Source organism: Pseudomonas sp. PDM01 (assembly GCF_014852325.1).
GTDB lineage: Bacteria > Pseudomonadota > Gammaproteobacteria > Pseudomonadales > Pseudomonadaceae > Aquipseudomonas > Aquipseudomonas migulae.
In genome coordinates, this window is record NZ_JACVBK010000003.1 from 467,345 (window position 1) to 491,922 (window position 24,578).

22 protein-coding genes are annotated in these 24,578 nt (G+C 60.5%); 10 read left to right on the forward strand and 12 right to left on the reverse strand.

The genetic code is table 11. The annotated features are described in order from the left end of the window. Positions 1 to 5: 5 nt before the first annotated feature. The 5 genes from IB246_RS10015 to IB246_RS10035 all read right to left on the reverse strand — a co-directional run bounded on the left by IB246_RS10015 (position 6) and on the right by IB246_RS10035 (position 5,195). On the reverse strand, positions 6 to 1,286 hold the full coding sequence (locus tag IB246_RS10015) for a four-carbon acid sugar kinase family protein (protein ID WP_008040098.1): 1,281 nt from the start codon (positions 1,284 to 1,286) through the stop codon (positions 6 to 8). Next, positions 1,283 to 2,296 carry a 2-keto-3-deoxygluconate permease gene (locus tag IB246_RS10020; RefSeq protein WP_008040099.1) on the reverse strand — a complete coding sequence of 338 codons (1,014 nt, stop codon included), beginning with the start codon at positions 2,294 to 2,296 and terminating at the stop codon, positions 1,283 to 1,285. Before IB246_RS10020 ends, IB246_RS10015 begins: the two co-directional genes overlap by 4 nt. Before the next feature lie 286 nt (positions 2,297 to 2,582). Further along, positions 2,583 to 3,869 carry an OprD family porin gene (locus tag IB246_RS10025; protein WP_008040100.1) on the reverse strand — a complete coding sequence of 429 codons (1,287 nt, stop codon included), beginning with the start codon at positions 3,867 to 3,869 and terminating at the stop codon, positions 2,583 to 2,585. Between the two features lie 240 nt (positions 3,870 to 4,109). Further along, positions 4,110 to 4,505: a nuclear transport factor 2 family protein gene (locus IB246_RS10030; protein ID WP_008025013.1), complete on the reverse strand. Its 396-nt coding sequence runs from the start codon at positions 4,503 to 4,505 to the stop codon at positions 4,110 to 4,112. An 18-nt stretch (positions 4,506 to 4,523) separates the two neighbouring features. Then, positions 4,524 to 5,195 carry a DsbA family protein gene (locus IB246_RS10035; RefSeq protein ID WP_008040101.1) on the reverse strand — a complete coding sequence of 224 codons (672 nt, stop codon included), beginning with the start codon at positions 5,193 to 5,195 and terminating at the stop codon, positions 4,524 to 4,526. Between the two features lie 258 nt (positions 5,196 to 5,453). Here IB246_RS10035 and IB246_RS10040 point away from each other — a divergent pair, with 258 nt between their 5' ends. Then, entirely contained in the window at positions 5,454 to 7,547 is a 2,094-nt protein-coding gene (locus tag IB246_RS10040; RefSeq protein WP_008040103.1) for a TonB-dependent receptor, read from the forward strand. Between the two features lie 210 nt (positions 7,548 to 7,757). Here IB246_RS10040 and IB246_RS10045 read toward each other — a convergent pair whose 3' ends face one another. The 4 genes from IB246_RS10045 to IB246_RS10060 form a co-directional block, all read right to left on the reverse strand. Further along, complete coding sequence (locus IB246_RS10045; RefSeq protein WP_008040104.1) at positions 7,758 to 7,973, reverse strand: hypothetical protein; 216 nt, start codon at positions 7,971 to 7,973, stop codon at positions 7,758 to 7,760. A gap of 245 nt (positions 7,974 to 8,218) precedes the next feature. After that, complete coding sequence (gene aguA, locus IB246_RS10050; protein ID WP_008040106.1) at positions 8,219 to 9,325, reverse strand: agmatine deiminase; 1,107 nt, start codon at positions 9,323 to 9,325, stop codon at positions 8,219 to 8,221. A gap of 4 nt (positions 9,326 to 9,329) precedes the next feature. Further along, positions 9,330 to 10,208, reverse strand: a complete 879-nt coding sequence (gene aguB, locus IB246_RS10055) for an N-carbamoylputrescine amidase (protein ID WP_008025021.1) — start codon at positions 10,206 to 10,208, stop codon at positions 9,330 to 9,332. 312 nt (positions 10,209 to 10,520) lie between these two features. Further along, complete coding sequence (locus tag IB246_RS10060) at positions 10,521 to 13,433, reverse strand: aminotransferase (protein WP_008040108.1); 2,913 nt, start codon at positions 13,431 to 13,433, stop codon at positions 10,521 to 10,523. A 177-nt stretch (positions 13,434 to 13,610) separates the two neighbouring features. Between IB246_RS10060 and rfbB the strand changes: the two genes are divergently transcribed. The 7 genes from rfbB to IB246_RS10095 are packed head-to-tail and all read left to right on the forward strand — an operon-like array spanning position 13,611 to position 20,708. Next, positions 13,611 to 14,693, forward strand: a complete 1,083-nt coding sequence (gene rfbB, locus IB246_RS10065) for a dTDP-glucose 4,6-dehydratase (RefSeq protein WP_008040110.1) — start codon at positions 13,611 to 13,613, stop codon at positions 14,691 to 14,693. After that, entirely contained in the window at positions 14,690 to 15,562 is an 873-nt protein-coding gene (gene rfbA / locus IB246_RS10070) for a glucose-1-phosphate thymidylyltransferase RfbA (protein WP_008040111.1), read from the forward strand. The genes rfbB and rfbA overlap by 4 nt, the downstream gene beginning before the upstream one ends. Continuing rightward, on the forward strand, positions 15,562 to 16,107 hold the full coding sequence (rfbC, locus tag IB246_RS10075) for a dTDP-4-dehydrorhamnose 3,5-epimerase (protein ID WP_008040112.1): 546 nt from the start codon (positions 15,562 to 15,564) through the stop codon (positions 16,105 to 16,107). Before rfbA ends, rfbC begins: the two co-directional genes overlap by 1 nt. Positions 16,108 to 16,115: 8 nt before the next feature. Beyond that, positions 16,116 to 16,985 carry a dTDP-4-dehydrorhamnose reductase gene (rfbD, locus tag IB246_RS10080; RefSeq protein WP_032832527.1) on the forward strand — a complete coding sequence of 290 codons (870 nt, stop codon included), beginning with the start codon at positions 16,116 to 16,118 and terminating at the stop codon, positions 16,983 to 16,985. Between the two features lie 36 nt (positions 16,986 to 17,021). Continuing rightward, positions 17,022 to 18,830 carry a sensor histidine kinase gene (locus IB246_RS10085; protein WP_032832528.1) on the forward strand — a complete coding sequence of 603 codons (1,809 nt, stop codon included), beginning with the start codon at positions 17,022 to 17,024 and terminating at the stop codon, positions 18,828 to 18,830. After that, positions 18,827 to 20,221, forward strand: coding sequence for a sigma-54-dependent transcriptional regulator (locus tag IB246_RS10090; protein WP_008025032.1), 1,395 nt, complete (start codon positions 18,827 to 18,829; stop codon positions 20,219 to 20,221). The genes IB246_RS10085 and IB246_RS10090 overlap by 4 nt, the downstream gene beginning before the upstream one ends. Positions 20,222 to 20,252: 31 nt before the next feature. Next, positions 20,253 to 20,708 (forward strand): thioesterase domain-containing protein, encoded by a 456-nt coding sequence (locus IB246_RS10095; protein WP_008040115.1) that lies wholly within the window; start codon positions 20,253 to 20,255, stop codon positions 20,706 to 20,708. A 129-nt stretch (positions 20,709 to 20,837) separates the two neighbouring features. Here IB246_RS10095 and cysQ read toward each other — a convergent pair whose 3' ends face one another. Beyond that, positions 20,838 to 21,665 (reverse strand): 3'(2'),5'-bisphosphate nucleotidase CysQ, encoded by an 828-nt coding sequence (gene cysQ, locus IB246_RS10100; RefSeq protein WP_008040116.1) that lies wholly within the window; start codon positions 21,663 to 21,665, stop codon positions 20,838 to 20,840. Next, positions 21,662 to 22,228 carry an ADP compounds hydrolase NudE gene (gene nudE / locus IB246_RS10105; protein ID WP_008040117.1) on the reverse strand — a complete coding sequence of 189 codons (567 nt, stop codon included), beginning with the start codon at positions 22,226 to 22,228 and terminating at the stop codon, positions 21,662 to 21,664. Before nudE ends, cysQ begins: the two co-directional genes overlap by 4 nt. Positions 22,229 to 22,318: 90 nt before the next feature. On the opposite strand from nudE, the gene yrfG reads away from it, so the two are divergent. Continuing rightward, positions 22,319 to 22,981 carry a GMP/IMP nucleotidase gene (gene yrfG, locus IB246_RS10110; RefSeq protein ID WP_008040118.1) on the forward strand — a complete coding sequence of 221 codons (663 nt, stop codon included), beginning with the start codon at positions 22,319 to 22,321 and terminating at the stop codon, positions 22,979 to 22,981. Positions 22,982 to 23,100: 119 nt separating this feature from the next. Here yrfG and lysM read toward each other — a convergent pair whose 3' ends face one another. Continuing rightward, on the reverse strand, positions 23,101 to 23,541 hold the full coding sequence (lysM, locus tag IB246_RS10115) for a peptidoglycan-binding protein LysM (protein WP_008040119.1): 441 nt from the start codon (positions 23,539 to 23,541) through the stop codon (positions 23,101 to 23,103). 135 nt (positions 23,542 to 23,676) lie between these two features. Between lysM and IB246_RS10120 the strand changes: the two genes are divergently transcribed. Then, complete coding sequence (locus IB246_RS10120; protein WP_008040120.1) at positions 23,677 to 24,564, forward strand: LysR family transcriptional regulator; 888 nt, start codon at positions 23,677 to 23,679, stop codon at positions 24,562 to 24,564. Positions 24,565 to 24,578 lie beyond the last annotated feature (14 nt).

The following is a 24,578-nucleotide window of genomic DNA, read 5'->3' on the forward strand; positions in this document are numbered from 1 at the left end:
AGTGTTCATTCGAGTCCTTGGATTCGTGTGCGTTGGGGCGAGGAGCGATCGGCGCTGTCGCTCAGGTGTTGCCATGCCGCATACAAAGCGTGATCGGTGCCGAACGCGCCGGCCTTGGTCACGATGCCGGGACGATGGCCTTGCCGGGAAACAGTCGGGCGGGCGAAGGCAACGCCGGCCTCGATTTCGGTGATGAGTTGCAGGCTGTCGATGCCGACGGTGGTCAAAATGGCCCGGGCCGTCTCGCCGCCGGTGGCGATCAGGCCGCCGACCTTGGCGAAGTGCGGTTCAACCAACACGGCCAACATGCTTGAAAGTTGCGCGCCCTCTTGCGGATCGAACGCGTCATCGCGGCCGATGCGCAGCAGCAGGTCGCTCCAGCCATCGAGTTGCTCGCCAATGCGCGCCTGCCAGGTTGCCCAATCTTCATGGGCGACGCCCTGGCGAAGGACCTCAGGCGGGACGACCAGTTCGCTGACACCGCCGCGCTCCTTGAGCAGCGCGCATTGCCGCTCGCAGACGCCGGACAGGCTGCCGACGAGGATCAGAATCGGCGCCTGGTTTTTTTCCTGCGCGGTCGGTTCGATGGCCGTGAACCGTGTTTCTGAAAAATCCGGAAGGCTGGCGATTTCCCGCGCCAGGCCTCCCGAACCGATCCAGAACAGCGGCTGATCCATCGACGCAGTCAGGCGAGCGAGGGTCAGCAGATCGTCTTCGATTTGTGCATCGACGATCAGCGCTTGCGTGCCGCTGCGGGCGACTTCGGTGATGTGCTGCGCGAGCGCATTTTCGTTGCCGCGCAAGGTCTCGAGATCCAGCTTCGCGGTGCTCAGACCGGCGGCGATGAGCATCGCTTCTACATCAGCTGGGCGATCAGCGTTTTCGAGCTTCCAGGTATCGGTGGTTTCCAGCGGTTGACCGTTCACGAAGACCCGACCGCCGCGCAACGTGCGCCCCGTAGCAGGGAATGCCGGGGCGACGATCGCCAGGCCGGCCAAGGGTTGCAGGGCAGCGACTTCCGCTGCCCAGTTACCGCGCAAGGTCGAATCGATTTTCTTGTACAACCGCTGCCCAGGCTGATGCAGCGCCTTGAACGCGGCAACGGTGCGCTCGGCAGCCTGCGCCGCAGAGAGGCGGCGAGTGTCCGTATCAGCAGCGATCACCTGAGCATCGGCCGAGTCGTTCAGCGGATCGAGCGTGACCACCGTTTGCAGCCCCACACTCGCAAAGCCGATGGCGCAATCCGCCGCGCCGGACAGATCATCGGCGATGATCAGAATCCTCATCGCAACGCCTCCTGCTTTTGAGGTTCGATCTCCTGCTCAGAGACGACGACAGGGTTGCGCTTTTGTACGCGCTTGGCGACGGCTGCAGTGAGTATCGGCGCGAGGATCGCGGTGACCACCACGCAGGCGGCTACCAATATGGTCGCGCTCTTGGCCGCTTCGGCGTAAACCGGATTGGCCGCCGCGATCAGCGCAGGAACGGCTGCGGCGTTCCCGGCGGTGGTAGCCGCAGCGACACCGGCGACGCCCGTGCCACTGGTCAAACGATCAGCGAAAAACAGCGGAATACCGGTCAACACGACCACCGCAACACCCATGCCGAGACCGAGCAAGCCAGCCTGCCAGACGTTGTGCAGATCCAGACTTGCGCCCAGCGCCAAAGCGAAAAACGGGATCATCACCGGAACGGCCTTGGCCAGGAAGTCGCGCATGTCGCGGTCGAGATTGCCCAGCAACATGCCCAGCGCCAGCGGCAGGATGCTGCCCACCAGTGTCGGCCACGGGAACGCCGACAGGCCGGCGATGCCGAGGGTGACCATGGTCAGAAACGGGCCGGATTCCAGGGACATGACCGAGTAGGCACCGACATCTTCGGAGCGACCGTACTGCCCCATCAGCGCCATGTACAAGCCGCCGTTGGTGTCGTTCATCGCGGCGACCACCGCCAGCGTCGAGATGCCGGCGAACAGGCCTGACGAAATCGGCTGCTCACCCAGGAAATGCCCGAGCACAATACCGATGAGCACGGCGATACCGACTTTGGTAATCAGCAGCGTGCCGCCCTTCTTGAGCAGGTAAGGCGTGGCCTTGATGTTGATGCTCGCGCCCATGCACACATAGAACACCGCGAGGATAGGCAACGCTCCGGTGAACAGCGCGTTGGTGAAGGAGCCGAAAAACTTGGGCGTATCAGGCATGAAGGTGGCGACCAGCGAACCGATCAGCAGGGGCACGATCATCATGCCGCCCGGAATGCGTTCTATGGTGCGCTTGATAGGAAATTGGGCCACGAGGGTCTCCTTTTATAATTGTGGGGTAAGACGTGTTTCACCTCGAAACTGATTGAACCGATCACAAGAGTGATTGATTCAGTCAAAATAATCTTATGCCACCCTTTCAAATTGCGCAAATCAATCATTCTGAATGCTCGTTTTGATCATTTTGCGTCAGTAGTCGTTGAGCACCTGACGCACTTGCCGCGACCTAGAGCCTCGCGCCGCCCACAAAAAAGCCCCGAACCAGTCGGGGCTTCTTCGTTCTCAGCCTCTAATCAGGCCTCGATACGGCAACCGATCATCAGAAAATGTTGATCGGGTAGTCGACGAACACACGGACTTCGTTGCCGCTGACGTTGTACTCACTCGACTTCTGCGAAACACGCAGGATCGAGCTGCGCAGTTTCACGCTCAGGTCTTTGGCCGGGCCGCTTTGCACGACGTACTTGAACTGGTTGAAGATTTCGCGCTCGGTACCGCCTTCGCTGGTGGAGGTGGTGATGTTGTCGCCGCGCACGTAAGCCACGTTGTAGCTCAGGCCCGGAACGCCGAACGTGCTGAAGTCCAGACCGTAGCCGACCTGCCAGCTGCGCTCGTCTTCAGCGTTGAAGTCGGACCAGTAGGAGTTCGCCAGGTAGATGGTGTTGCCACCGTCACCGACGCGACCTTGATCCTTCTGATAGCCGCCGTAGGCGTAGCCCAGGTTGCTGTCGCCGGTGCTGCGCTGGTGAGCGACGGTGAACGAGTGCGGGCCGGTGGCGAAGGTGGCTGCCAGGCTCCAGATCTTGTTGTCGTCGCCGGTGGCACCGCTTTCGCGGACGTAGGAATCGTCCAGCTTGGTGCGGTAGCCGTTGAAGTCGAGGGTCAGGGACTGATCCTTGTCGATCGGGAACACGTAGTTGGCGTTCACGTATTGCTTCTTCAACACGTCTTCAACGTCGGACGCGTACACCGCAGCCTTGAACTGCTCGGTGAACTGGTAGCTACCGCCCAATACGTTGATCGACTTCAGGCCACCGCTGTCACGGCCTTCCGCGCTTTTGCGCGATTCGGCGGTGAAGCGACCGGCGTTCAGTTCCAGGCCTTTGATCTCCTTGGAGGTGATCAGCGTGCCGGTATAGCTTTCCGGCAGCAGGCGCACGTTGTCGTAGCTCAACACCGGCAGGGCCGGCATCTGGTCACCGTAAGTCAGCGTGGTGCTGGAGAGACGGAATTTGACCGCTGCGCCACCCTTCGACAGGTCGTCAGCCGCGTTGCCGCTGTCGCCCTTCTTGAAGAAGTCGATGCCTTGCGCGCCGGTGCGACCCTTGCCGCCATCCAGACGCAGTGCGTACAGACCGAACGCATCCACACCCACACCGACGGTGCCTTGGGTGAAACCGGACGAGAACGTGCCGATGGCCGCTTGGCCCCACTCGGCTTTGTCCTCACGACTGTCTTTGTAGTCACGATTGATGTAGGCATTGCGCAGCAGCACTTTGAGGCTGCTGTCTTCAACAAAACCCTTGGATTCGGCCTGGTCGTTAGCCATGGCCTGTGTCGCACTCAACATCCCCAGAGCGATCAGGCTGATTCGCTTATTCAACATTTTGTTCTTTTCCTTATTTCGGGTTGATACGCGCTGTGTCGAACGGCTGAAACGGCGCTATCGCACTCTTTTTTCACCCGAAAACAAAAAGGCCCGCCCACGATAAATCGCGGAGCGGGCCTTTTTATTTTTTTGAGTCATGGCGGTTAGCCACAGGCGTTGGGGCGAATCCTATCCGCGCCCTTAACCATGTGTCAATTTCATGAATCGTCTGTGAATAGGTGAAAATCGTCTAAGAAATTACTTGTCCACGATTGCCCGTTGCACGGTGTGGCTGTCGACGAATTGTTCAAAATGGGTAACTTTGCCATTGGCGATGGTCCACAAATGGGCGACGCGAGCATTCATCGGCCGGCCGGTAGCTTTGTAGATTCCGCTGTAATTGCCGTAGGCAAACACCTTGTCTCCCTGTGCGACGTAGTCCTCGATCTTCAGCTGAAAACCTTCCCATTCCGTGGCCAGACGCTTGAAGACATTCTCGACGATGGCGTCAAAACCAACATAGGTGCCGGCGTAGGGAAAGCCTGCGGCTTCGGTCCAGCGAGCGTCATCGGCCAGGGCTGCGGCGGTGTTGCGCGCATTTTCCTGGGAGTTGGCGCCTTCGTAGGTGCTTTTGATCAGGCTCAGGTTATCCATGAAAGGCTCCGGGAGAATTCAGTGGGCGCAGCCGTTGAGGCCGCAGGCCTGAAACTCGGATGTCGCGGCGTCTGCGGGAAGCGATTGACTCAGCCATGCCGCGAAGGCTTGCGGCTTGCCGAGCCACGGGCTGATGTCGATCAACGTGAACTGGCCATCCTGCTCCAGGGCGAAGGTCGGGAAACCATGGCCGCCGACGTTGGCCAACAAGGCGCGACTGGCTTTGATGTGGCCATCGGTGTCGGCGTTTTCAAACGCTGACAGGAAGGCTTCGGCTTCCAGACCGATGTCGTTGGCGAGTTCGATCAACACGGCTTCATCGGCGATACGCCGCCCTTCCACGTAATGCGCGCTCTGCAAACGGCCTAACAACTCCAGCCCACGGCCAGCGATCTGCTGCGCCGCGAGCACGGCGGCAATCGGCGGAGCGGAGTCGAACACCGCCGTTTCGTCACGCAGCAACCCTTCGAAATACGCTTCGCCGAATGGCTGACCGGTGTACTCGGCGATGCGCCGGTCGTGGGGCATCACGTAGTCACGCAAACGTGGCGAAACCGTCTGGCGGTTGGCGCCGCTCATCATGCCGCCGCCATGGGCAATCACCGGCAGAACGGCCTGAGCGGCTTGCACCAGTGGTTTTGCGCCGTAGCACCAGCCGCACAACGGGTCGTAAATGTAGTGAAGGATCATGGGAAGGCTCCGGCAAAAAGGTAGGAAAAATCAATGCCGACAGGTTAGCCCTGCGACAGTTTCTGAAAAACGCCGGAATGGCTTTCAGTCTGTTTCATGAATCGGTCGAATGCTGCAAATCCTTTCTGTAACAACTACGACACAAATTGAAACAATCAAACAAAGGAACTTCTCAGGAATAATTCACGGAAGTAAATAGCAAGCATTACCATTCGCACCCTTCACGATACTACCCAAAATCCTACGGATGCGTCCTTAATGCCTGCCCCTTTTCGTCTTACGCCCTTCAGTCTCGGGCTCTCTGCCTTGCTATCTGCCGGTTTTACCTACGCCGCGCCTACAACCCTGCCGGCTACTTCGATCAGCGCCGAAGCAGAGGCTGACGATCCACGTGTGAAAGAAACCAGCACAGCGACCCGCACGGCCACGCCGGTACGCTACGTGCCACAAGCCATCGACTCGATAAAAACCTCGAACGTCGTCGATTACGGGACCAACGATCTGGGCACGGCGCTGAGCGGAATGCCCAACGTCAGCAGCGGCGCCGACACCCGTTTCGACAGCTTGCGCATTCGCGGTTTCGACGCCAGCAACGACTTTTACCTGGACGGTATTCGGGACGACAGCCAATACGTGCGCGACCTGCACAACATCGAGCGCATCGAAGTCCTCAAGGGGCCGGCGGCGGTGTTGTACGGCCGTGGCAGCCAGGGCGGGATCGTCAACCGGGTCAGCAAGTTGCCGGAATTCGGCCGCCGTTCGACCATCGAAGCCCAAGGTGGCAGCAACGATTTGCGCAGCCTTTACGCGGACCTGAGCACTGACCCCAGCGAGAACATCAGCCTGCGTCTGAACATGGGCAACATGGATCAGAACAGTTTCCGCGATGGCGTCAGCGGCAATCGCCAGTTGTTCGCGCCGTCGATGAGCTGGCAACTGACACCCGACCTGAACTGGTTGGTGCAGTACGAATACAGCCGCTACAACCGTACGCCGGATCGCGGAATTCCCGGTGTCAACGGACGCCCGGCCGATGTCGGACGGGATACGACCTACGGCAGCGATAACGATTTCATCGATGACAAGTCGCAGTCCCTGCGCTCGAAACTCAGCTATGACATCAACGAGAACTGGCAGCTGCGTCAGACCTTGGGTGTGTTCAAGCTCAACAGCGATTTCGACAACACCTACCTGATCGGCTACACCCCGGCGACCAATTCGGTCACGCGCCAGCACTGGCAGCAGGACCTGAATACCCGCAACGTGTTTAACAACGTTGAACTGGAGGGCGGTTTCGATACCTTTGGCCTTGAGCATCGATTGCTGACCGGCATCGAAATCGGCAGCCAGCGCCGCGACCCGATCCTGTACACCGCCGCCACGACCGGTCCTGGCAATCGGCCCGTACCGGCGCTGAACCTGAACAGCCCTAATCGCAATTTGCGTCACACCGGACGCATGCAGGTGTCCAGCGACAACCACACCGAAGTCGAAAGCCGTGCGGTGTACGTGCAGGACCAACTGCGCCTGAACGATGAATGGCAACTGTTGGGCGGTCTGCGTTACGACACCTTCGACATCGAATCGACCAACAACCTGCGGGACATTTCCGAGGACCGCGACAGCCACAGCACCAGCCCACGTGTAGGACTGGTCTGGACGCCACTGCAGAATCACTCCTTCTATGCGTCATGGACCAAGACCTTTTCCCCGGTGGGCGGTGGCTTGATCGGCATCACGCCTGGCGCTGCCGGCAACACCAACGACCTCAGCCCCGAGCTGACCAAGCAGAAGGAAATCGGCGTGAAGAGCGACTGGCTCGATGATCGCCTGAGCACCACGCTGGCGATCTACGAACTGGAGCTCTACAACCGTCGCACCAGCGATCCGCTCAACCCGACCATTACCTTGCTTACCGGTAAACAACGTTCCCGCGGGATCGAGCTGACCGGCACCGGCAAGATTGTCGGCAACTGGTACGTGCGCGGTGGCGTGGGCGTTCAGGACGCGACGGTCGAGAAGGACAACAACGGCTTTGAAGGCAAGCGCATCAGCAACGTGGCCAAGCACAACGGCAGCCTGTTCCTGACCTGGAAACCGGAAATGGGCTGGTACGCCGAAACCGGTTTGACCCTGGTCGGCCAGCGTTACGCCGACAACCTCAACACCACCGTACTGCCGGGTTATGGCCGTTGGGATGCGTTGGCCGGGTTCCGTCAGAAGGATTGGGATTTGCGTGCGGCGCTGAACAACATCAGCGACAAAACCTATTACTCGTCGGCCACCAGCGCGGCGCAGATTCAACCGGGTGAACCGCGCAGCGTGGTGGTGACTGGGACTTACAGCTTCTAAACACCAAAGATCCAGACTTCACACTACCTCCCTGTAGGAGCTGGCTTGCCAGCGATGAGGCCATAACATTCAACATTGATGCTGAATGAAAAACCGCCATCGCTGGCAAGCCAGCTCCTACAGGGGTCTGCGTAATGCCCACAAAACCATCGCCCATAAAAAAAGCGCCGCCCTCCCGGCAGCGCTTTTATCAATCCGTTGTTTTTCTTCTTATCCTTCCATCACATCCCACAACGCTTCCAGTTCCGCTTCGCTGAATAAACCAGCGGGGTAACGCTCGATCATCATCCGGCGCGGATCAGGTTCCCTGATCTGACGCGTTCCATTGGACTTCAACCAGTGCGCCAGAATCTGGAGCGAATCGCTGTTCTTTACTGCCAGGGGATGCAATGCCCGCTCGCTCACCACATTCATTTCGGCGTTCATTTCCGCGCTCTCTCCTGGTTTGTGAGCGGCTAACTTATCCAAGGTTTATGACAGAACATCGAAGTCCTCCCCCTCCCTGTCTACACCTGGTGAGATACAAGAGCTGTGCCAATGTGTCTGGATGGTCGACGAGCGGATACAAAAAAAGCCCGCAGTCCTGACGGGCTGCGGGCTTTCTGCGAGGCGTACGGGGAAAACGTTTGCCTGAGCGATTTAGCAATCAACTCAAGCTGTTACAACCCCACTCACTCCTTGTGCGGCGCGGGCTGTTGTTGGGTAAGGCAGTGGATGTTACCGCCTCCCAGTAACAGTTCGCGGCCCGGCACCATCACCACTTCGTGTTGCGGGAACAGGCTCTGCAAAATCTCTTTGGCCGGACCATCCAGCGGATCGTCGAAACTTGGCGCGATGATGCCGCCGTTGACGATGAGAAAGTTCACGTAGGAACCAGCCAGACGCACGGTCGGATTGCGCTCCTGAGTTCCGTCCACCGGATCGACACCGGCGCACTCTTCTTCGGTAGCATACAACGGCCCCGGAATCGGCATCTTGTGCACCGTGAATGGGCGACCCTTGGCGTCGGTGCTGCTTTCCAGCACCTTCATCGCCGCCTGGCAGCGCGGGTAATTCGGGTCTTGCGGGTCGTCGGTCCAGGCCAGCAATACTTCGCCCGGACGCACGTAGCAGCAGAAGTTATCCACATGGCCGTCGGTTTCGTCGTTGAACAAACCGTCCGGCAGCCAGATGATTTTATCCACAGCCAGATTCGCGCTGAGCATCGCTTCAATTTCCGCACGGTTCATGTGCGGGTTGCGATTGCGGTTGAGCAGGCATTCTTCAGTGGTGATCAGCGTCCCTTCGCCATCCACGTGAATCGAACCGCCCTCGAGCACAAAACCCTCGGTGCGATAACGCGGGCTGCGCTCGATCTCGAGTATCTTGCCGCCGACCTGCGAGTCGCGGTTCCAAGGCGAATACAACCCACCGTCAAAGCCGCCCCAGGAGTTGAAATCCCAGTTCACGCCGCGGACTTCACCGCTGTTATTGATGACGAATGTCGGGCCAGTGTCACGGACCCAGGCGTCGTCGCTGGACATCTCGACCACACGAATATTCGGCACGTCGAGACGCGCCCGAGCGTTTTCGTATTGACCGGCGGACACCGCCACGGTCACCGGTTCGAAACGCGCAATGGCCTTGGCCACCGCCACGTGTGCGGCTTGCGCCGGTTTGCCGCCCAGGCGCCAGTTGTCCGGACGCTCTGGCCAGATCATCCAGGTTTGGGTTTGCGCCGCCCACTCGGCGGGCATGTAGAAGCCGTCGGCGCGCGGGGTGCTGTTTAAAGTGGTCATGCGGTCAGGACTCCAGGGAACCGTCGAGGGTTTTGAGCGCATTGTATAGGTTCGGGCGGCGATCACGGAACGAGCCCCATGCGCTGCGGATGTGCTCCAGTTCGTCGAGGTCGAAGCGATGAACCAATACGCCTTCTTCGGTTTTATTGAGTTCCTGAACCTTCTCGCCAAACTGGTTGGCGATGAACGACGAGCCGTAGAAGGTAATGTCGTACCCGTCCTGCTCCTCATTGCCGATGCGATTACTGGCGATCAGCGGCATCAGGTTGGCACCGGCATGGCCCTGTTGCACACGCTGCCAATGATCGCGGGACGAGATGGTCTTGTCGTGCGGCTCGCTGCCGATGGCGGTCGGGTAGAACAGAATTTCCGCACCCAGCAACGCCATGCTGCGCGCGCATTCCGGGAACCACTGATCCCAGCAGATGCCTACGCCGATTTTCGCGTAGCGGGTGTTCCAGACTTTGAAGCCGGTATCGCCCGGGTTGAAGTAATACTTTTCGTGATAGCCAGGGCCGTCCGGGATGTGGCTTTTACGATAAATCCCGAGGTTGGAGCCGTCGGCATCGATGATCGCAATGCTGTTGAAACGTGCGCGGCCGGCCAGTTCGTAGAAGCTGATCGGCAGCACTACTTGCAGTTCTTTGGCGATTTTCTGGAAATGCTTGATGGCGACGTTGTCTTCAACCGTCGTGGCCAGTTGCAGGTAATCCGGGTTCGGCTTCTGGCAGAAGTACGGCGCCTCGAACAGTTCCTGGATCAGGATGATCTGCGCGCCTTTGGCCGCAGCCTCACGGACCAGCCTTTCAGCGGTTTCGAGGTTGGCTTCAAGGTCCCAGGAACAGGCCATCTGGGTGGCGGCGACGGTAACGATACGGCTCATGAATCATCTCCGGGCAAGTGCTGTGGGTCGAGTTTGGCATCGACCGATGACAGAAAGGGAAGCGCCGGACGTGAAGAGACACGCCGCGGCAATGGCGACTTTATAGCCGATAAAAATCGGCTTTAAAAGCGATTAATCTTCCTTCTGTCGAAAACAACAGCGCTTAAACCCGATAACAATCGGTATTTATCGGTGTGTTGATGGACGCTTTCGCGGGCAAGCCTCGCTCCTACGGGTCCGGGTCGGTCGCAAAAATTGCGTATGACACGGACCTGTAGGAGCGAGGCTTGCCCGCGAAAGCGATTTCAAACCTTACAACCCCTCCCCCAACACCTTCGCCAGCATGTCGACAAAGAAATCCACACTCTGACGCGACGTCACCATCGGCGGTTTGATCTTGAGGACGTTCAGGAAATCACCGGTCGGCTGCATGAAAATCCCCAGCTCCCGCAACCGGTCACACAGCGCCGTCGTTTCCTCGGTCGCCGGCTCCAGGGTCTCGCGGTTGCGGATCAACTCCACGCCCAGATAAAAACCGGAACCGTGCACCGCGCCCACCAGCGGATGACTGTCGATCAGCGCCTCAAGACGCTCTTTGAAATACCCGCCCACGACCTGGGCGTTTTCCCAGAGTTTTTCCTCTTCCATCACATCCAGAACGGCCATGCCGATCTGGCAACTGACCGGGCTGCCACCCGCCGACGAGAAGAAGTAGCCCTCGGCCTCCAGCGCTTCGGCGATTTCCCGACGGGTGATCACCGCGCCCAGCGGTTGGCCGTTACCCATGCCTTTGGCCATGGTGATGATGTCCGGCACCACGCCCTGCTCTTCGAAGCCCCAGAAGAAATGGCCCATGCGGCCGTAACCCACCTGCACTTCGTCGGCGATGCACACGCCGCCCTGCGCACGGACCATCGCATAGACCTGTTTCAGGTAACCCGGCGGCAGCGAAATACCACCGGCATTGCCATACACCGGCTCGCAGATGAAACCGGCCAGCGGGCGTTGCTGCGCCGCGATTTTCGCCAGGTTGTGTTCGACGCTGCGCACATAATCCGGCGCACTGTCCGGGCCACGGAATTCGCCGCGATAGGTGTTCGGCGCGGTCACCGGGTGCACCCAGTCGGGACGGCTGCTCAAGGCCTTGGGGTTGTCGGCGATCGAGGTCGAGACCGCGTCCGCGCCCACGGTCCAGCCGTGATACGCCTCCAGCACGCTGATGATGTCGCGGCCGCCGCTGTAGGCCCACGCCAGGCGGATCGCCAAGTCGTTGGCCTCGCTGCCGCTGTTGACCAGGAACACCCGGTCCATGCCCTCCGGCGACAGTTTCAGCAAGCGCTCGGAAAACTCGGCAACCGCTGCGTAGTTGAACCGCGAGTTGGTGTTGAGCAGCGACCATTGACGACTGGCGACCGCGGCCATGCGCGGATGACCGTGGCCAAGCACCGCGACGTTGTTGAGCATGTCGAGGTAGGAGCGGCCCTGCATATCGATCAAGTGATTGCGCCAGCCGCGCTCAATGCGCGGCGGGTCGACGTAATAGTGCTTCTGGGTTCGGGCGAAACTGGCGTCGCGGCGCGCCAGCAAAGTCTGCGCATCGAGCTCTGCCTCGGCATCGCACGCCAGACCCAACAACGCTGCCGGCGACGGGCACAACACTTGCCAGGCGGCCGCGCGCGAAGGCGTGCAAAACAACGGCGCATCGAGCGCCGCGCCTCGGCACAACTGCACCCGCAACGGGCCGCTGACCGAACCCAACACCTGGCCTTTGACCAGTGCCGCACCGGTGTGCAGCGACGGTGTCACGCCCCACAGCCGCACGCTCAACTGCGGGCCGTCCAGTTGCAGCACGCCCGGCGCCGGTTGATGAACAACCCCGGCAAACGGTGATTCGACCGCAGTGCCATGAGGCACCCGCAGCTCGACGTGCAACGGGCAGGTGTCTGGTTCCGTCGCACTGTCCGGGCGTGTGCGGGACAAACGGTATTGTCCATAACGGCTCGCTGCCAAGCCGTGGGCCGCAGCCGCTTCGCTCAACAGACGCTGATCGATCCCCTCCTGTTCCCAGTTACCGGCCTCGAAATGCGGGCTCAATACGCCCAGATCGATTAAGGCAAACTCACGCCCGACCAGGCTCGGCAGCAGCGGTGCGAAGCCTTCGCTGCCGATGTCCGGCAGGCTGTGCCCCACCGAGGTGAGGATCGCCGCTTCCATCAACGCCAACGGCACCGACGTGGCCACGCGGAAAATCTCCCACTCATGGGTCAGGTTGTCGCGACTGTAGGCATTACCCGGGTCGATGCTGACCTGCTGCTCGCCGCTGAGCACCAGCACCGCCGCCCGCGCAACGATCAATGGCCACAGCGCCAGCAGCTCTTCGTGTTGCAACGGATTGACCGCGTGATAAGCCTGAACCGCCGGCAAAATGTAGAACGGATCGCCTCCGGCATGGTGCAGCAGCGCCGCGCAGGTCACCGACAAGTCGGTAATGCGCCACGTGCGGACCAGATCGCCAAAATCGATCACGCCCTGCAATTGCCACTGGCGTTGCGCATCGCGCTGCCAGACCGCGTTGTCGTCGGTGATGTCCATGTGAATGGCCTGTACCGGCAACTTCTTCACCAGCGGCTGCAAATGCCGCTCGGCCTGTTCGGCCACTTCGGCGACCAACGCGCGTTGTCGGTCATCTGCAATCACCGGCAGCAAATGCGCGATCAACGCATTCGCGTGGCGGGCGTCCCACTGAAGGGTGCGCTCAAGGCCCGCATGATCGAAAGCGGCCAGCGCCAGGTCCATTTCGCCGCAGAGTCGGCCGAAACCGGCCACCACGGATCCGGGCAGATGATCGAGATGTGTAAGCGACTGGCCCTCGATGTATTCGAGCAGGCGTACGTGCACCGCTTGCCCGTCGATTTCCAGTGACAGCAGGTCGGCGCCGCTTTGCGCGGCAATCACTCGCGGCACCGGCACACCGGAGTGTTCGGCCAGATGCTTGAGCCCGGCATGCTGGGCTTGCAGCTCCAGCACCGAATAGTCGCCCCGGCAGATTTTCAGGACGAAACGCCCATGCTTACTGTCAACGCGGAAGTTCAGGTCTTGCTGGCTGCCGAGCGCCTGCAGCTTTGCGCTCAGCCCGTAATGCCCCTCGAGCAGCTCAAGCGCTTGCTCCGCAGACACTTGCGGGCTGGGCAAACTGGCGCGATGAATCAACGTGGCGAGCGGCATACAACAACCCCTGAAATTTTATTAGGCGCTTATATCGCCACCGCATCGGTCGATAATCAACCCCCTGTTTACGCCACAAAACCCAAATTGCAGACACAACCCTCTTGCACCACCACTCTCCTGCCGACAAGCTATGATCTTCGCTATATCGTCTGACGGAAAAAAAGGCTGGCCCACATGCGTATTCTTATCACCGGCGGCGCCGGTTTCATCGGCTCTGCCCTGGTTCGCCAGCTGATTCGGCACACCGAGCATGAAGTGCTCAACCTGGACAAACTGACCTATGCGGGCAATCTCGAATCGCTGACCAGCATTGCCACCGACACTCGCTACGAGTTCGTGCAGGCCGATATTGTCGACCAAGCCACCGTGAGCGCCGTACTGACACGTTTCCAGCCACACGCCATCATGCACCTGGCGGCAGAGTCCCATGTCGACCGCTCCATCGATGGGCCTTCGGACTTCATTCAAACCAATATCGTCGGCACCTACAGCCTGCTGGAAGCCACTCGCGCCTATTGGCACACGCTGGCCGAGCCGGAAAAAAGCGCCTTCCGCTTCCACCATATCTCCACCGATGAAGTCTACGGCGACCTGCACGGTGTCGATGATCTGTTCACCGAAACGACTTCGTACGCGCCAAGCTCGCCGTACTCCGCCAGCAAAGCGGCCTCGGACCACCTCGTCCGCGCGTGGCAGCGCACCTACGGGCTGCCGGTATTGCTGACCAACTGCTCGAACAACTATGGCCCGTTCCACTTCCCCGAAAAACTGATTCCGCTGGTGATTCTCAACGCGCTGGCCGGCAAACCGCTGCCGGTCTACGGAAACGGCCTGCAGATCCGCGACTGGCTGTTCGTCGAGGATCACGCACGAGCGTTGCTCAAAGTAGTCACCGAAGGTGTCGTCGGCGAGACGTACAACATTGGCGGACACAACGAACAAACGAACATCGACGTGGTGCGCAGCATCTGTGCCCTGCTCGAAGAACTTGCCCCGGTCAAACCAGCCGGTGTTACCCGATATGCCGACTTGATCACCTTCGTCCAGGACCGCCCCGGGCACGATCTGCGTTACGCGATCGATGCCGGCAAAATCGAGCGCGACCTGGGTTGGGTGCCGGAAGAAACCTTCGAAACCGGTCTGCGCAAAACCGTTCAGTGGTATCTGGAAAACCTGGAATGGTGCCGCCGCGTTCAAGATGGCAGTTATCAGGGTGAACGACTAGGCTCCACCGATATCAAGGAGTTACTCGCATGATGAAAGGAATTGTGTTGGCTGGAGGGTCGGGCACGCGCCTGCACCCGATCACGCTAGGCGTTTCCAAACAGCTGTTGCCGATCTACGACAAGCCGATGATCTACTACCCGATCTCGGTGTTGATGCTGGCTGGCATCAAGGAAATCCTGGTGATTTCCACCCCGCAGGATCTGCCGCAGTACCGCAACCTGCTGGGTGACGGCAGTCAGTTCGGCGTCCATTTCAGCTACGCCGAACAGCCTACGCCGGATGGCCTGGCCCAGGCGTTTCTGATTGGTGAGGAATTCATCGGCGACGACCCGGTGTGCCTGATCCTCGGTGACAACATCTTCCACGGTCAGCACTTCGGTGGCCAGTTGCAAAGAGCGGCGCAGCAAACCAGCGGCGCGACGGTATTCGGCTATTGGGTCAAGGACCCGGAGCGCTTTGGCGTGATCGACTTCGACGCAGAAGGCCGCGCCATCTCGATCGAAGAAAAACCGCTCAAGCCAAAGTCCAGCTATGCGGTCACCGGGCTGTATTTCTACGATAATGACGTTATCCGCATTGCCAAGGCCGTCAAACCGTCACCGCGCGGCGAGCTGGAAATCACCGATGTTAACAACGCCTATCTGCAACGCGGCAAACTTCAGGTCGAGCGCTTTACCCGCGGTTTCGCCTGGCTCGACACCGGCACTCACGACAGCCTGCTTGAAGCGTCGCAATACGTGCAAACCATCGAGCACCGCCAGGGACTGAAAGTGGCCTGTCTCGAAGAAATTGCCTACATGAATGGCTGGATCGATCGCGAGCACTTGCTTGAGCGAGCGAAGTATTTCGGCAAGACCGGTTATGGCCAGTATCTCTATACGATTGCCGGAGAAGCGTAATGAAAGTCACCCCCACCCAGTTACCAGGTGTGCTGATTATCGAGCCGAAGGTCTTTGGTGACGAACGTGGGTTTTTCTATGAAAGCTTCAATGTCCGTGAGTTTGAAAACGCCACCGGCCTCAAGAAAGCGTTCGTTCAAGACAACCACTCGCGTTCGCGAAAAGGCGTGCTGCGTGGCATGCACTATCAGGTGCAACACACCCAGGGCAAGCTGGTTCGGGTGACTGCGGGGGAAGTACTCGATGTGGCCCTTGATGTCCGCCGCAGTTCGCCAAACTTCGGACGCTGGGCCAGTGTGCGTTTGTCCGCACAGAACAATCGTCAGTTGTGGATACCGGAAGGCTTCGCCCATGGCTTCCTGGTACTCAGCGAGTACGCCGAGTTTCTCTACAAAACCACCGACTATTACGACCCGGCGTCAGATCGCTGCATTCGCTGGGACGATCCGACACTGGCCATCGACTGGGAACTGGAAGAAGCGCCTCAACTGTCAGAAAAGGACCAACACGGTAAAAGCTGGCAGGAATCTGAACTGCTTCCATGAAAATCCCTTTGCGAATTCTCATCATTGGCCAGCACGGCCAGGTCGCCCGCGAACTGCAGCGCCGCTTGAGCGCGGCTGATGAACTCATGGTGCTGGGGCGCGATCAACTCGATCTGGCTCAACCGGAACAGATTCGCCAACAGGTCCGGCTCGCTCATCCCGACCTGATCATTAACGCCGCCGCTCACACGGCGGTCGATCGGGCAGAAAGCGAACCTGAGCTGGCGTTCGCCATCAACGCGACGGGCCCGGGAATTCTGGCCGAAGAAGCACTGGCGCTGGGCATCCCGCTGATTCACTACTCCACCGATTATGTGTTCGATGGCAGCAAGGGCGAGCCTTACAACGAAGCCGACGCGCCCAAGCCGCTGGGGGTCTACGGTCAGAGCAAACTGGCTGGCGAACAAGCCATCACGGCGGTGGGGGGCATGCATCTGATTCTGCGGACCAGTTGGGTCTACTCGGCCAGTGGCAGCAATTTCCTGCTGACGATGCAGCGTCTGCTGCAAGAAAAACCCGAGTTGCGCATCGTTGCCGATCAGATCGGCGCGCCCACCTGGGCCGGCACGATCGCCAACAGCACCCTCGCCCTGATCGAGCGCTGGCAGGCCGGTGAGCGGGGCGCCTGGGGCACTTATCACCTGACCGCTCAAGGTGAAACCTCATGGTTCGGTTTCGCCCAGGCCATTGGTGAAGCGCTGCGCAAACAGGGCAAGCCTTGCGCGCACCTGTTGCCCATCCCTTCCAGCGATTACCCGACGCCTGCCGCCCGACCGTTGAACTCGCGCCTCGATTGCAGTCGCTTGCTCCGCGAATGGGGCGTCAGTCAGCCAGACTGGCAAACCGCGCTGCGCGAGTGTCTTGCCGGGCAAGCCTAGGCATAATGCGCCTGTACCCTCAGGCGCCTGATGCTCATGACTCCGACCCTCCCCCGCAGACCCCGTTGGCGTAGCCTCGCCCTGCTGGCGCTGTGCCTGGCGCCGTTGCTGTGGCCGCTGGAGCATCTGGCCGAGCGTTATTACCGCAGCGAACTGGCCGGGCAGAACCGGCAGACCCTCGACTTGTACGTCGCCAACCTGCTGGGCACCCTGCACCGTTATGAAGTGCTGCCGCAGATCCTCGGCGACCTGCCGGCCCTGCGCGCCACGCTCGGGGCCCCCGACGACGGTGTGACCCAAGGCAATGCCAACCGCCTGCTGAAGAACATCAGCGCGCAGACCGGTGCCGAAGTCATGTACCTGATGGACACCACCGGCAAGACCCTTGCGGCGTCCAACTGGGACAAACACGACAGCTTCGTCGGCCGGAATTTTTCGTTTCGCCCCTACTTCAGCGAAGCCATGGCCGGGCGTCTCGGGCGGTTTTTCGGGCTGGGCACCACCTCGGCCAAACGCGGTTACTTCTTTGCGGCGGCCGTGCGTGACGGCGAAAAAATCCTCGGCGTGTTGGTGGTCAAGGTCGACCTGGACCACACCGAAAGCCTTTGGGGCAAAACCCCGGAACAACTGCTGGTCACCGACCACAACGGCGTGGTCATCCTCACCTCGCGGCCAGAATGGCGATTCCGCGCGACCCGGCCACTGGGCGAGGGCGAGCGCGAGGCAATCACCGCGATTCAACCCTATCCGACCCGCGACCCGAAACCGTTGAATCTCAATCCTGACGCCTGGCTGACCCAGACCCGGCAGATCGACGAAACCGGCTGGAGCGTCAGCATTCTTGCACCGCGCACCTTGATTGATCGCCCGGTGCGCACGGTGGTCGCCATCGGCGGCGCGACGCTGTTGGTGTTGATGCTGCTGCTCGGCCTGATGATGCAACGGCGCCGTCACTACCTTGAACGGATCGCCTTCGAAGCCAAGGCCCGACGCGAACTGGAAGGCCGGGTCGCTGAACGAACCAGCGACCTCGAAGGCCTGAACCGCCGACTGAAACAGGAAGTGCTGGAGCGCGAACACGCCCAGCAGGAACTGGTACGCGCCCAGGATGACCTGGTGCAGGCCGGCAAGTTGTCGGCGCTCGGGACCATGTCGGCAAGCATCAGCCATGAACTGAATCAACCGCTGGCCGCCATCCGCAGCTACGCGGAAAACGCCGAAGTGCTGCTCGATCATCAGCGCACCGACGATGCGCGCGGCAACCTCAAACTGATCAGCGAACTGACCGGCCGCATGGCTTCGATCATCGCGCACCTGCGCGCCTTTGCCCGTCGTGATCGCCACGCGCCGGAAAGCGTTGCGTTGCAACCGGCGCTCGACGACGCGCTGGCGCTGTTGGCCAAGCGTCGACGGAGCATGGAAGTCGAGCTGATCCGCGATTTGCCCGCCGCCACGCTGTGGGTCGAGGCCGGGGAAACCCGTCTGCGCCAGGTGCTCGGCAACCTGCTGGCCAACGCACTGGACGCGCTGACGGAAAAAGGCCCGCCGCGTAAACTCTGGTTGAGTGCCCAATCCACCGCCGACGGCGTCAATCTGTACATTCGCGACAACGGCCCCGGCTTTTGCATGGAAGCTCTTGGCCGCGCCAGCGAGCCCTTCTACACCACCAAGACCCGCACCCAGGGGCTCGGTCTGGGGCTGGCGATTTGCGAAACCCTGATGCGCGCCTTCGGCGGTGAACTGTCGTTCGCCAACCACAAGGAAGGCGGCGCCCTGATTACCCTGAAACTGCGCGCAGGCGCACCGGGCGTGAGCCTGCAACCGTCCGAGGACCGAAGTGCATGACCATCGACAACCGCATCCAGGTCGTGCTGATCGACGATGATCCCCATCTGCGCCAGGCCCTGAGCCAGACGCTGGATCTGGCCGGCCTGAAAATCCTGCCGCTCGCCGAAGCCAAGGGCCTGGCCGGGCAACTGGAACGCGACTGGCCGGGCGTGGTGGTCAGCGATATCCGCATGCCCGGCATGGACGGTCTCGAACTGCTGACCGAACTGCACGCCCAGGACCCGGAACTGCCGGTGCTGCTGATCACCGGTCACGGCGACGTGCCGCTGGCGGTGCAAGCCATGCGCGCTGGCGCTTACGACTTTCTGGAAAAACCCTTCGCCAGCGATGCCTTGCTCGACAGCGTGCGCCGCGCGCTGGCCCTGCGCCGACTGGTGCTGGACAACCGCAGCTTGCGTCTGGCCCTCAGCGACCGCAATGAACTGAGCACAAGACTGGTCGGGCAATCGGCGCCAATGCTGCGTCTGCGCGAGCAGATCGGCGCACTGGCGGCGACCAAGGCCGACGTGCTGATCCTCGGCGAAACCGGCGCCGGCAAAGAAGTCGTGGCGCGGGCGCTGCACGATTTGTCGAACCGGCGTAACGGCCCGTTCGTGGCGATCAACGCCGGGGCTCTGGCCGAATCCGTGGTGGAAAGCGAGTTGTTCGGTCACGAGCCGGGCGCGTTTACCGGTGCGCAGAAGCGCCGTATCGGCAAGTTCGAATTCGCCAGCGGCGGCACGGTTTTCCTCGATGAAATCGAAAGCATGAGCCTGGACGTGCAGGTGAAATTGCTGCGCTTGCTGCAAGAACGTGTAGTCGAGCGTCTGGGCGGCAATCAGTTGATCCCGCTGGACATCCGCATCATCGCCGCGACCAAGGAAGACCTGCGCCAGGCCGCCGACCAGGGCCGCTTCCGCGCCGACTTGTATTACCGCCTGAACGTCGCCCCGCTGCGCATTCCGCCGCTGCGCGAACGCGGTGAAGATGCGCTGATGCTGTTCCAGCACTTCGCCGATGAAGCCAGTGCTCGCCATGGCTTGCCACCCCACGAACTGCAACCGGGGCAACGGGCGCTGCTGCTGCGTCACACCTGGCCGGGCAACGTGCGGGAGTTGCAAAACGCCGCCGAGCGTTTTGCCCTGGGCCTCGAACTGGCGCTGGACAACAACGCGCCGGATGGCACGGCGGGCACAACGGTTGAAGCGGTCAGCGGTGGCTTGAGCGAGCAGGTGGAAAACTTCGAGAAAACGCTGATTGCCGCCGAACTGGCGCGCTCTCACAGCTCGGTGCGCAGCCTCGCCGAAGCCCTCGGCATTCCGCGCAAAACCTTGCACGACAAACTGCGCAAGCACGGCCTCAACTTCGCCGACAGCGGCGCCAGTAGCCACACCGACGAACTCGATTGAATCCGTCATCACTTCAAACAAGGGGCCCTGCATGAGCCGCGACAGTCGTCACCTGGAATCAGTCCTCCACCGCGACATTCCCCTGACGCAAGCCATGGGCATCAAAGTGCTCGACTGGCACGACCAGCAACTGCGCCTGCACTTGCCGCTGGAGGCCAACGTCAATCACAAGAGCACCATGTTCGGCGGCAGTCTGTACTGCGGCGCGGTACTCGCGGGTTGGGGCTGGCTGCATTTGCGTTTGCGCGAAGAAGGCATTGAAGACGGGCATATCGTGATTCACGAAGGGCAGATCAGCTATCCGTTGCCAGTGACCATGGACGCGACCGCGATTTGCCAGGCGCCGAGTGCGGCGGTGTGGAAGAAGTTTCTGGCGATGTATCAGCGCTATGGAAGAGCGCGGTTGACGCTGCATTCGCGGATTGTGAATGCCGATAGCGATGAAGACGCCGTGAGGTTTGCCGGGCAGTACGTCCTGCACCGGTAAACCGGAACGCCACAAAACCTGTGGGAGCGAGACCGGCTTGCCGGCGATGGCGGCCGTCCAGCCAACATCGTAGTTGCCTGACCCGCCGCCATCGCCGGCAAGCCGGTCTCGCTCCCACAAAGAAAGGTCTTAGCCGCGTGCCAGTTCCAGCAACTTTTCACGCCAGGCAGCCTTTGCAGGCAGCGCCAGGAAAAACGCGTTCCGCAAAGACTCCCGCGCCGGATAGCTGAACGGCACGCCACTCAACTCCAGCACTTCACCGCCCGCCCCTTCCAGCACACCCTGGGCCGCCGCCGTATCCCACTGAGAAGTCGGCGCCAGACGCGGGTAACAATCCGCCGCCCCTTCCGCCAACAAACAAAACTTCAGCGAACTGCCGATATTGGCCAGTTGCAGCTCACCCAAGCTGTCGCTCAACCCGGCGAGCAAGCGCTCTTGCTCAGGGCTCGAATGCCGACGGCTGGCGACGACCGTGAAGGCCTCGCCCGGGGCGGGTACGGTGCGAACCTGAATCGGCAGCGGCTCGGCGTCCTTATCACCACGCCACGCGCCCAGACCGGCACCACCGACGTAGAAACGCCCATTGGTCGGCATCGACACCACGCCAAACACCACGCGCCCCTGCTCGATCAACGCAATGTTGACGGTAAATTCTTCGCTGCCGGAGATGAACTCCTTGGTGCCGTCCAACGGATCGACCAGCCACCAGCGCTGCCAGCCGGCACGCACGCTCTGCGGAATGTTGGCGTCTTCTTCAGACAACACCGGGATGCTCGGGTCCAGCGCGGTCAGCCCGGCCAGAATCAGATGATGAGCGGCCAGGTCGGCAGCGGTGACCGGTGAATCGTCGGCCTTGGCGGTCACGGTCGTGCCGGTGCGCCAGAACGGCAGGATCGCATCGCCAGCCTTCAATGCCAGTTCAATCACTGGCGCCATCAATGGATGAGGAAAAATCATGGCAGGAACACTCCGCGCTGGGTCAGCAAATCTCGGGTCAGGTACAGCGCCGCCAAGGCACGGCCCTCGGTGAATTTCGGGTTCTGGGCCAGGGCCGACAGCTCTCGCAGGTTGATCTTGTCCACGCGCATCGGTTCAGGCTCGTCGCCTTCAAGCCGTTCTTCGTACAGATCGGTGGCCAGCACCACCTGAATTTTCTGGCTCATGTAGCCCGGCGACAAGGACAGCTCGGTCAAGTGTTCCAGTTGCCGCGCGCCATACCCGGCTTCTTCCTTGAGCTCACGCTCGGCCGCCGCCAGCACGTCTTCACCCGGCTCGATCAAGCCTTTGGGCAGCGACATCTCGTATTCATCGGTGCCGCCGCAATATTCCTCGACCAGCACCGCGTGATCTGCGTCGAGCATCGCCACGATCATCACCGCGCCATACCCGGCGCCTTTGCCAACCAGCCGCTCATAGGTGCGCTCCACGCCATTGGAAAAGCGCAATTTCAGCTCTTCGACGCAGAACAAGCGGCTGGTGGCGACAATCTCGCGGGCGAGGATGGTGGGTTTCTGGCGCATGAAAAGCTCCTTGGCGTGAACGCGTTACTATACCCGGCCTATCCTGATTGTTGACCTCGGATATCTCTTTTACCGCTGGAGAAGTTTTTTATGTCCCTGCTGCCCTGGCGAGACATCGACACCGTTCTGCTCGATATGGACGGCACGCTGCTGGACCTGCACTTCGACAACCATTTCTGGCTGGAACACTTGCCCCAACGTTACGCCGAATTGCACGGTGTGAGCCGGGCCATGGCCGAGATGGAATTGCAGCCGCTGTTTGAACGCCATGCCGGTCAGTTGCAGTGGTATTGCCTGGATTTCTGGAGCGCCGAACTGAAGCTGCCGGTGCGCGAGCTGAAACTTGAAACCGCACACCTGATCGCGTTGCGCCCGGACGCGGATACGTTTCTGGAGGCGATCAAGCAGGCCGGCAAGCGGGTGGTGATGATCACCAATGCACACCGGGATTCGCTGTCACTGAAACTGGAACGAATTGAACTGGCGCCGTATTTCGAGCGGTTGATCAGCTCGCATGATTACGGTTTTCCCAAAGAGAATCCGCAATTCTGGCAGGCATTGCAGGCGGATATCGGTTTTGATCCGGCGCGCAGTCTGTTTATCGACGATACGTTGTCGATCCTGCGCAGTGCGCGGGATTTTGGGGTCGCGCATTTGTTGGCGGTGAAGGAGCCGGACAGCCGCAAGGGGCCGAAGGACACGGCGGAGTTTGCGGCGGTGGTTGATTATCGGGAGTTGATTGCGGGGCTTTAGACCGAGTCGCGCCTTTCGCGGGCAAGCCTCGCTCCTACAGGTTAGGCGTCGTTCGTGAACGAGGCGATAACCTGTAGGAGCGAGGCTTGCCCGCGAAGGCCATAACGCGGTCTTAAACCTTACTCAGGAATCCGCAACGACTGCCCCGGATAAATCTTGTTCACATCCTTGAGCATCGGCTTGTTGGCTTCGAAGATTTTTTGATACTTGTTGGCATCGCCATACACACGCAAGGAAATCGCGCTAAGGGTGTCGCCCTTCACAACCGTGACAAATTTCGCGGCGACGACCGCAGGCCCGGTCACCGCAATCTGATCATCCACACTGCCGACACCAGCGATATTGCCCACGGCCAGCAGGATTTTTTCTTTCTCTTCCTGGGTCGCAACCTCACCGGTCACCGTGACTTTGTCGCCCTCTACCGTCGCCTGCACATTCGGATTGCCCAGGCCGACCTTGCTGATGTGTTCCTTCAACTGCTCGCTGGCATTGGCGTTACCCGGCGTCAGCAAATCGATAAGCTTTTCGCCTGCTTCCTTCACAAAGCTAAAAATACTCATGGTGCACTCTCCTTGGTTTTTGGTTCCAGACGCAAAAGCCTAGACCAAGGTTGCAACACCCGGTTCCTACCCGACCAATGACGCCGCTTGCCCCCAGGCGCTAGAATCCCGACCTTCCCGCGCCCTGGAGCGAAGATGGACATCAAGCAGCTGAAATTCCTCATCGCCCTCGACGAAACCCGGCATTTCGGTCAGGCCGCTGCACGTTGTCACGTCACTCAGCCGACCCTGTCCATGCGCTTGCGCAGCCTTGAAGAAGAACTCGAGTTACCGTTGGTCAACCGTGGCCAGCGCTTCGAAGGCTTCACCGCGCCGGGCGAACGGGTGCTGGCGTGGGCGCGCACGGTGCTCGCGGCCTACGACGGCTTGCAGGCCGAAGCCGCCGCCTGTCGCGGTAACCTGGTCGGTACGCTGCGGCTGGGCGTGGTGCCGTTGTCGAGTTTCGACCCGCTGCCGCTGCTGCAACGCTTGCACGGCGAACACCCGAACCTGCGCTTCGAACTCTCGGCGCTGAGCTCCGAACAGATCCTCGAACAACTGGCGAACAATCGCCTGGATCTTGGCGTGTCGTACCTGGAGCGTCTGGACGCCGAACGTTTCGATTCCCTGGCGTTCAGCGAAACCCGCATGGGCCTGCTCTACGATCAGCGCTTCTTTACCTTCGGCGAGGCGCCGCTGAGCTGGGAGTCGCTGATCGAATTGCCGCTGGGCATGCTCACCAGCGGCATGCATTTCCGCCAGTCCATCGACCACAACTTCCACAGCCGCGGCCTTACTCCGCAGCCGTTGTTGCAAACCGATGCCGTGCATCAACTGTTACAAGCTGTTCATGGCGGGTTGTGTTGCGCCGTGATGCCGCTCGAAGGCGGCCTGGAAAACCTGACTGACCATCTGCGCCTGCAACCGATCGAAAACGCCCAGACCCTCGGCCGGCTGGGGCTGATCATGCGGCGCAGCGCACCGCGCTCGGCGTTGGCGGAGGCCTGTTTCGCGATCTATCAACAATCAATGGCAAGCTCTTGATCGACGCCATCTAT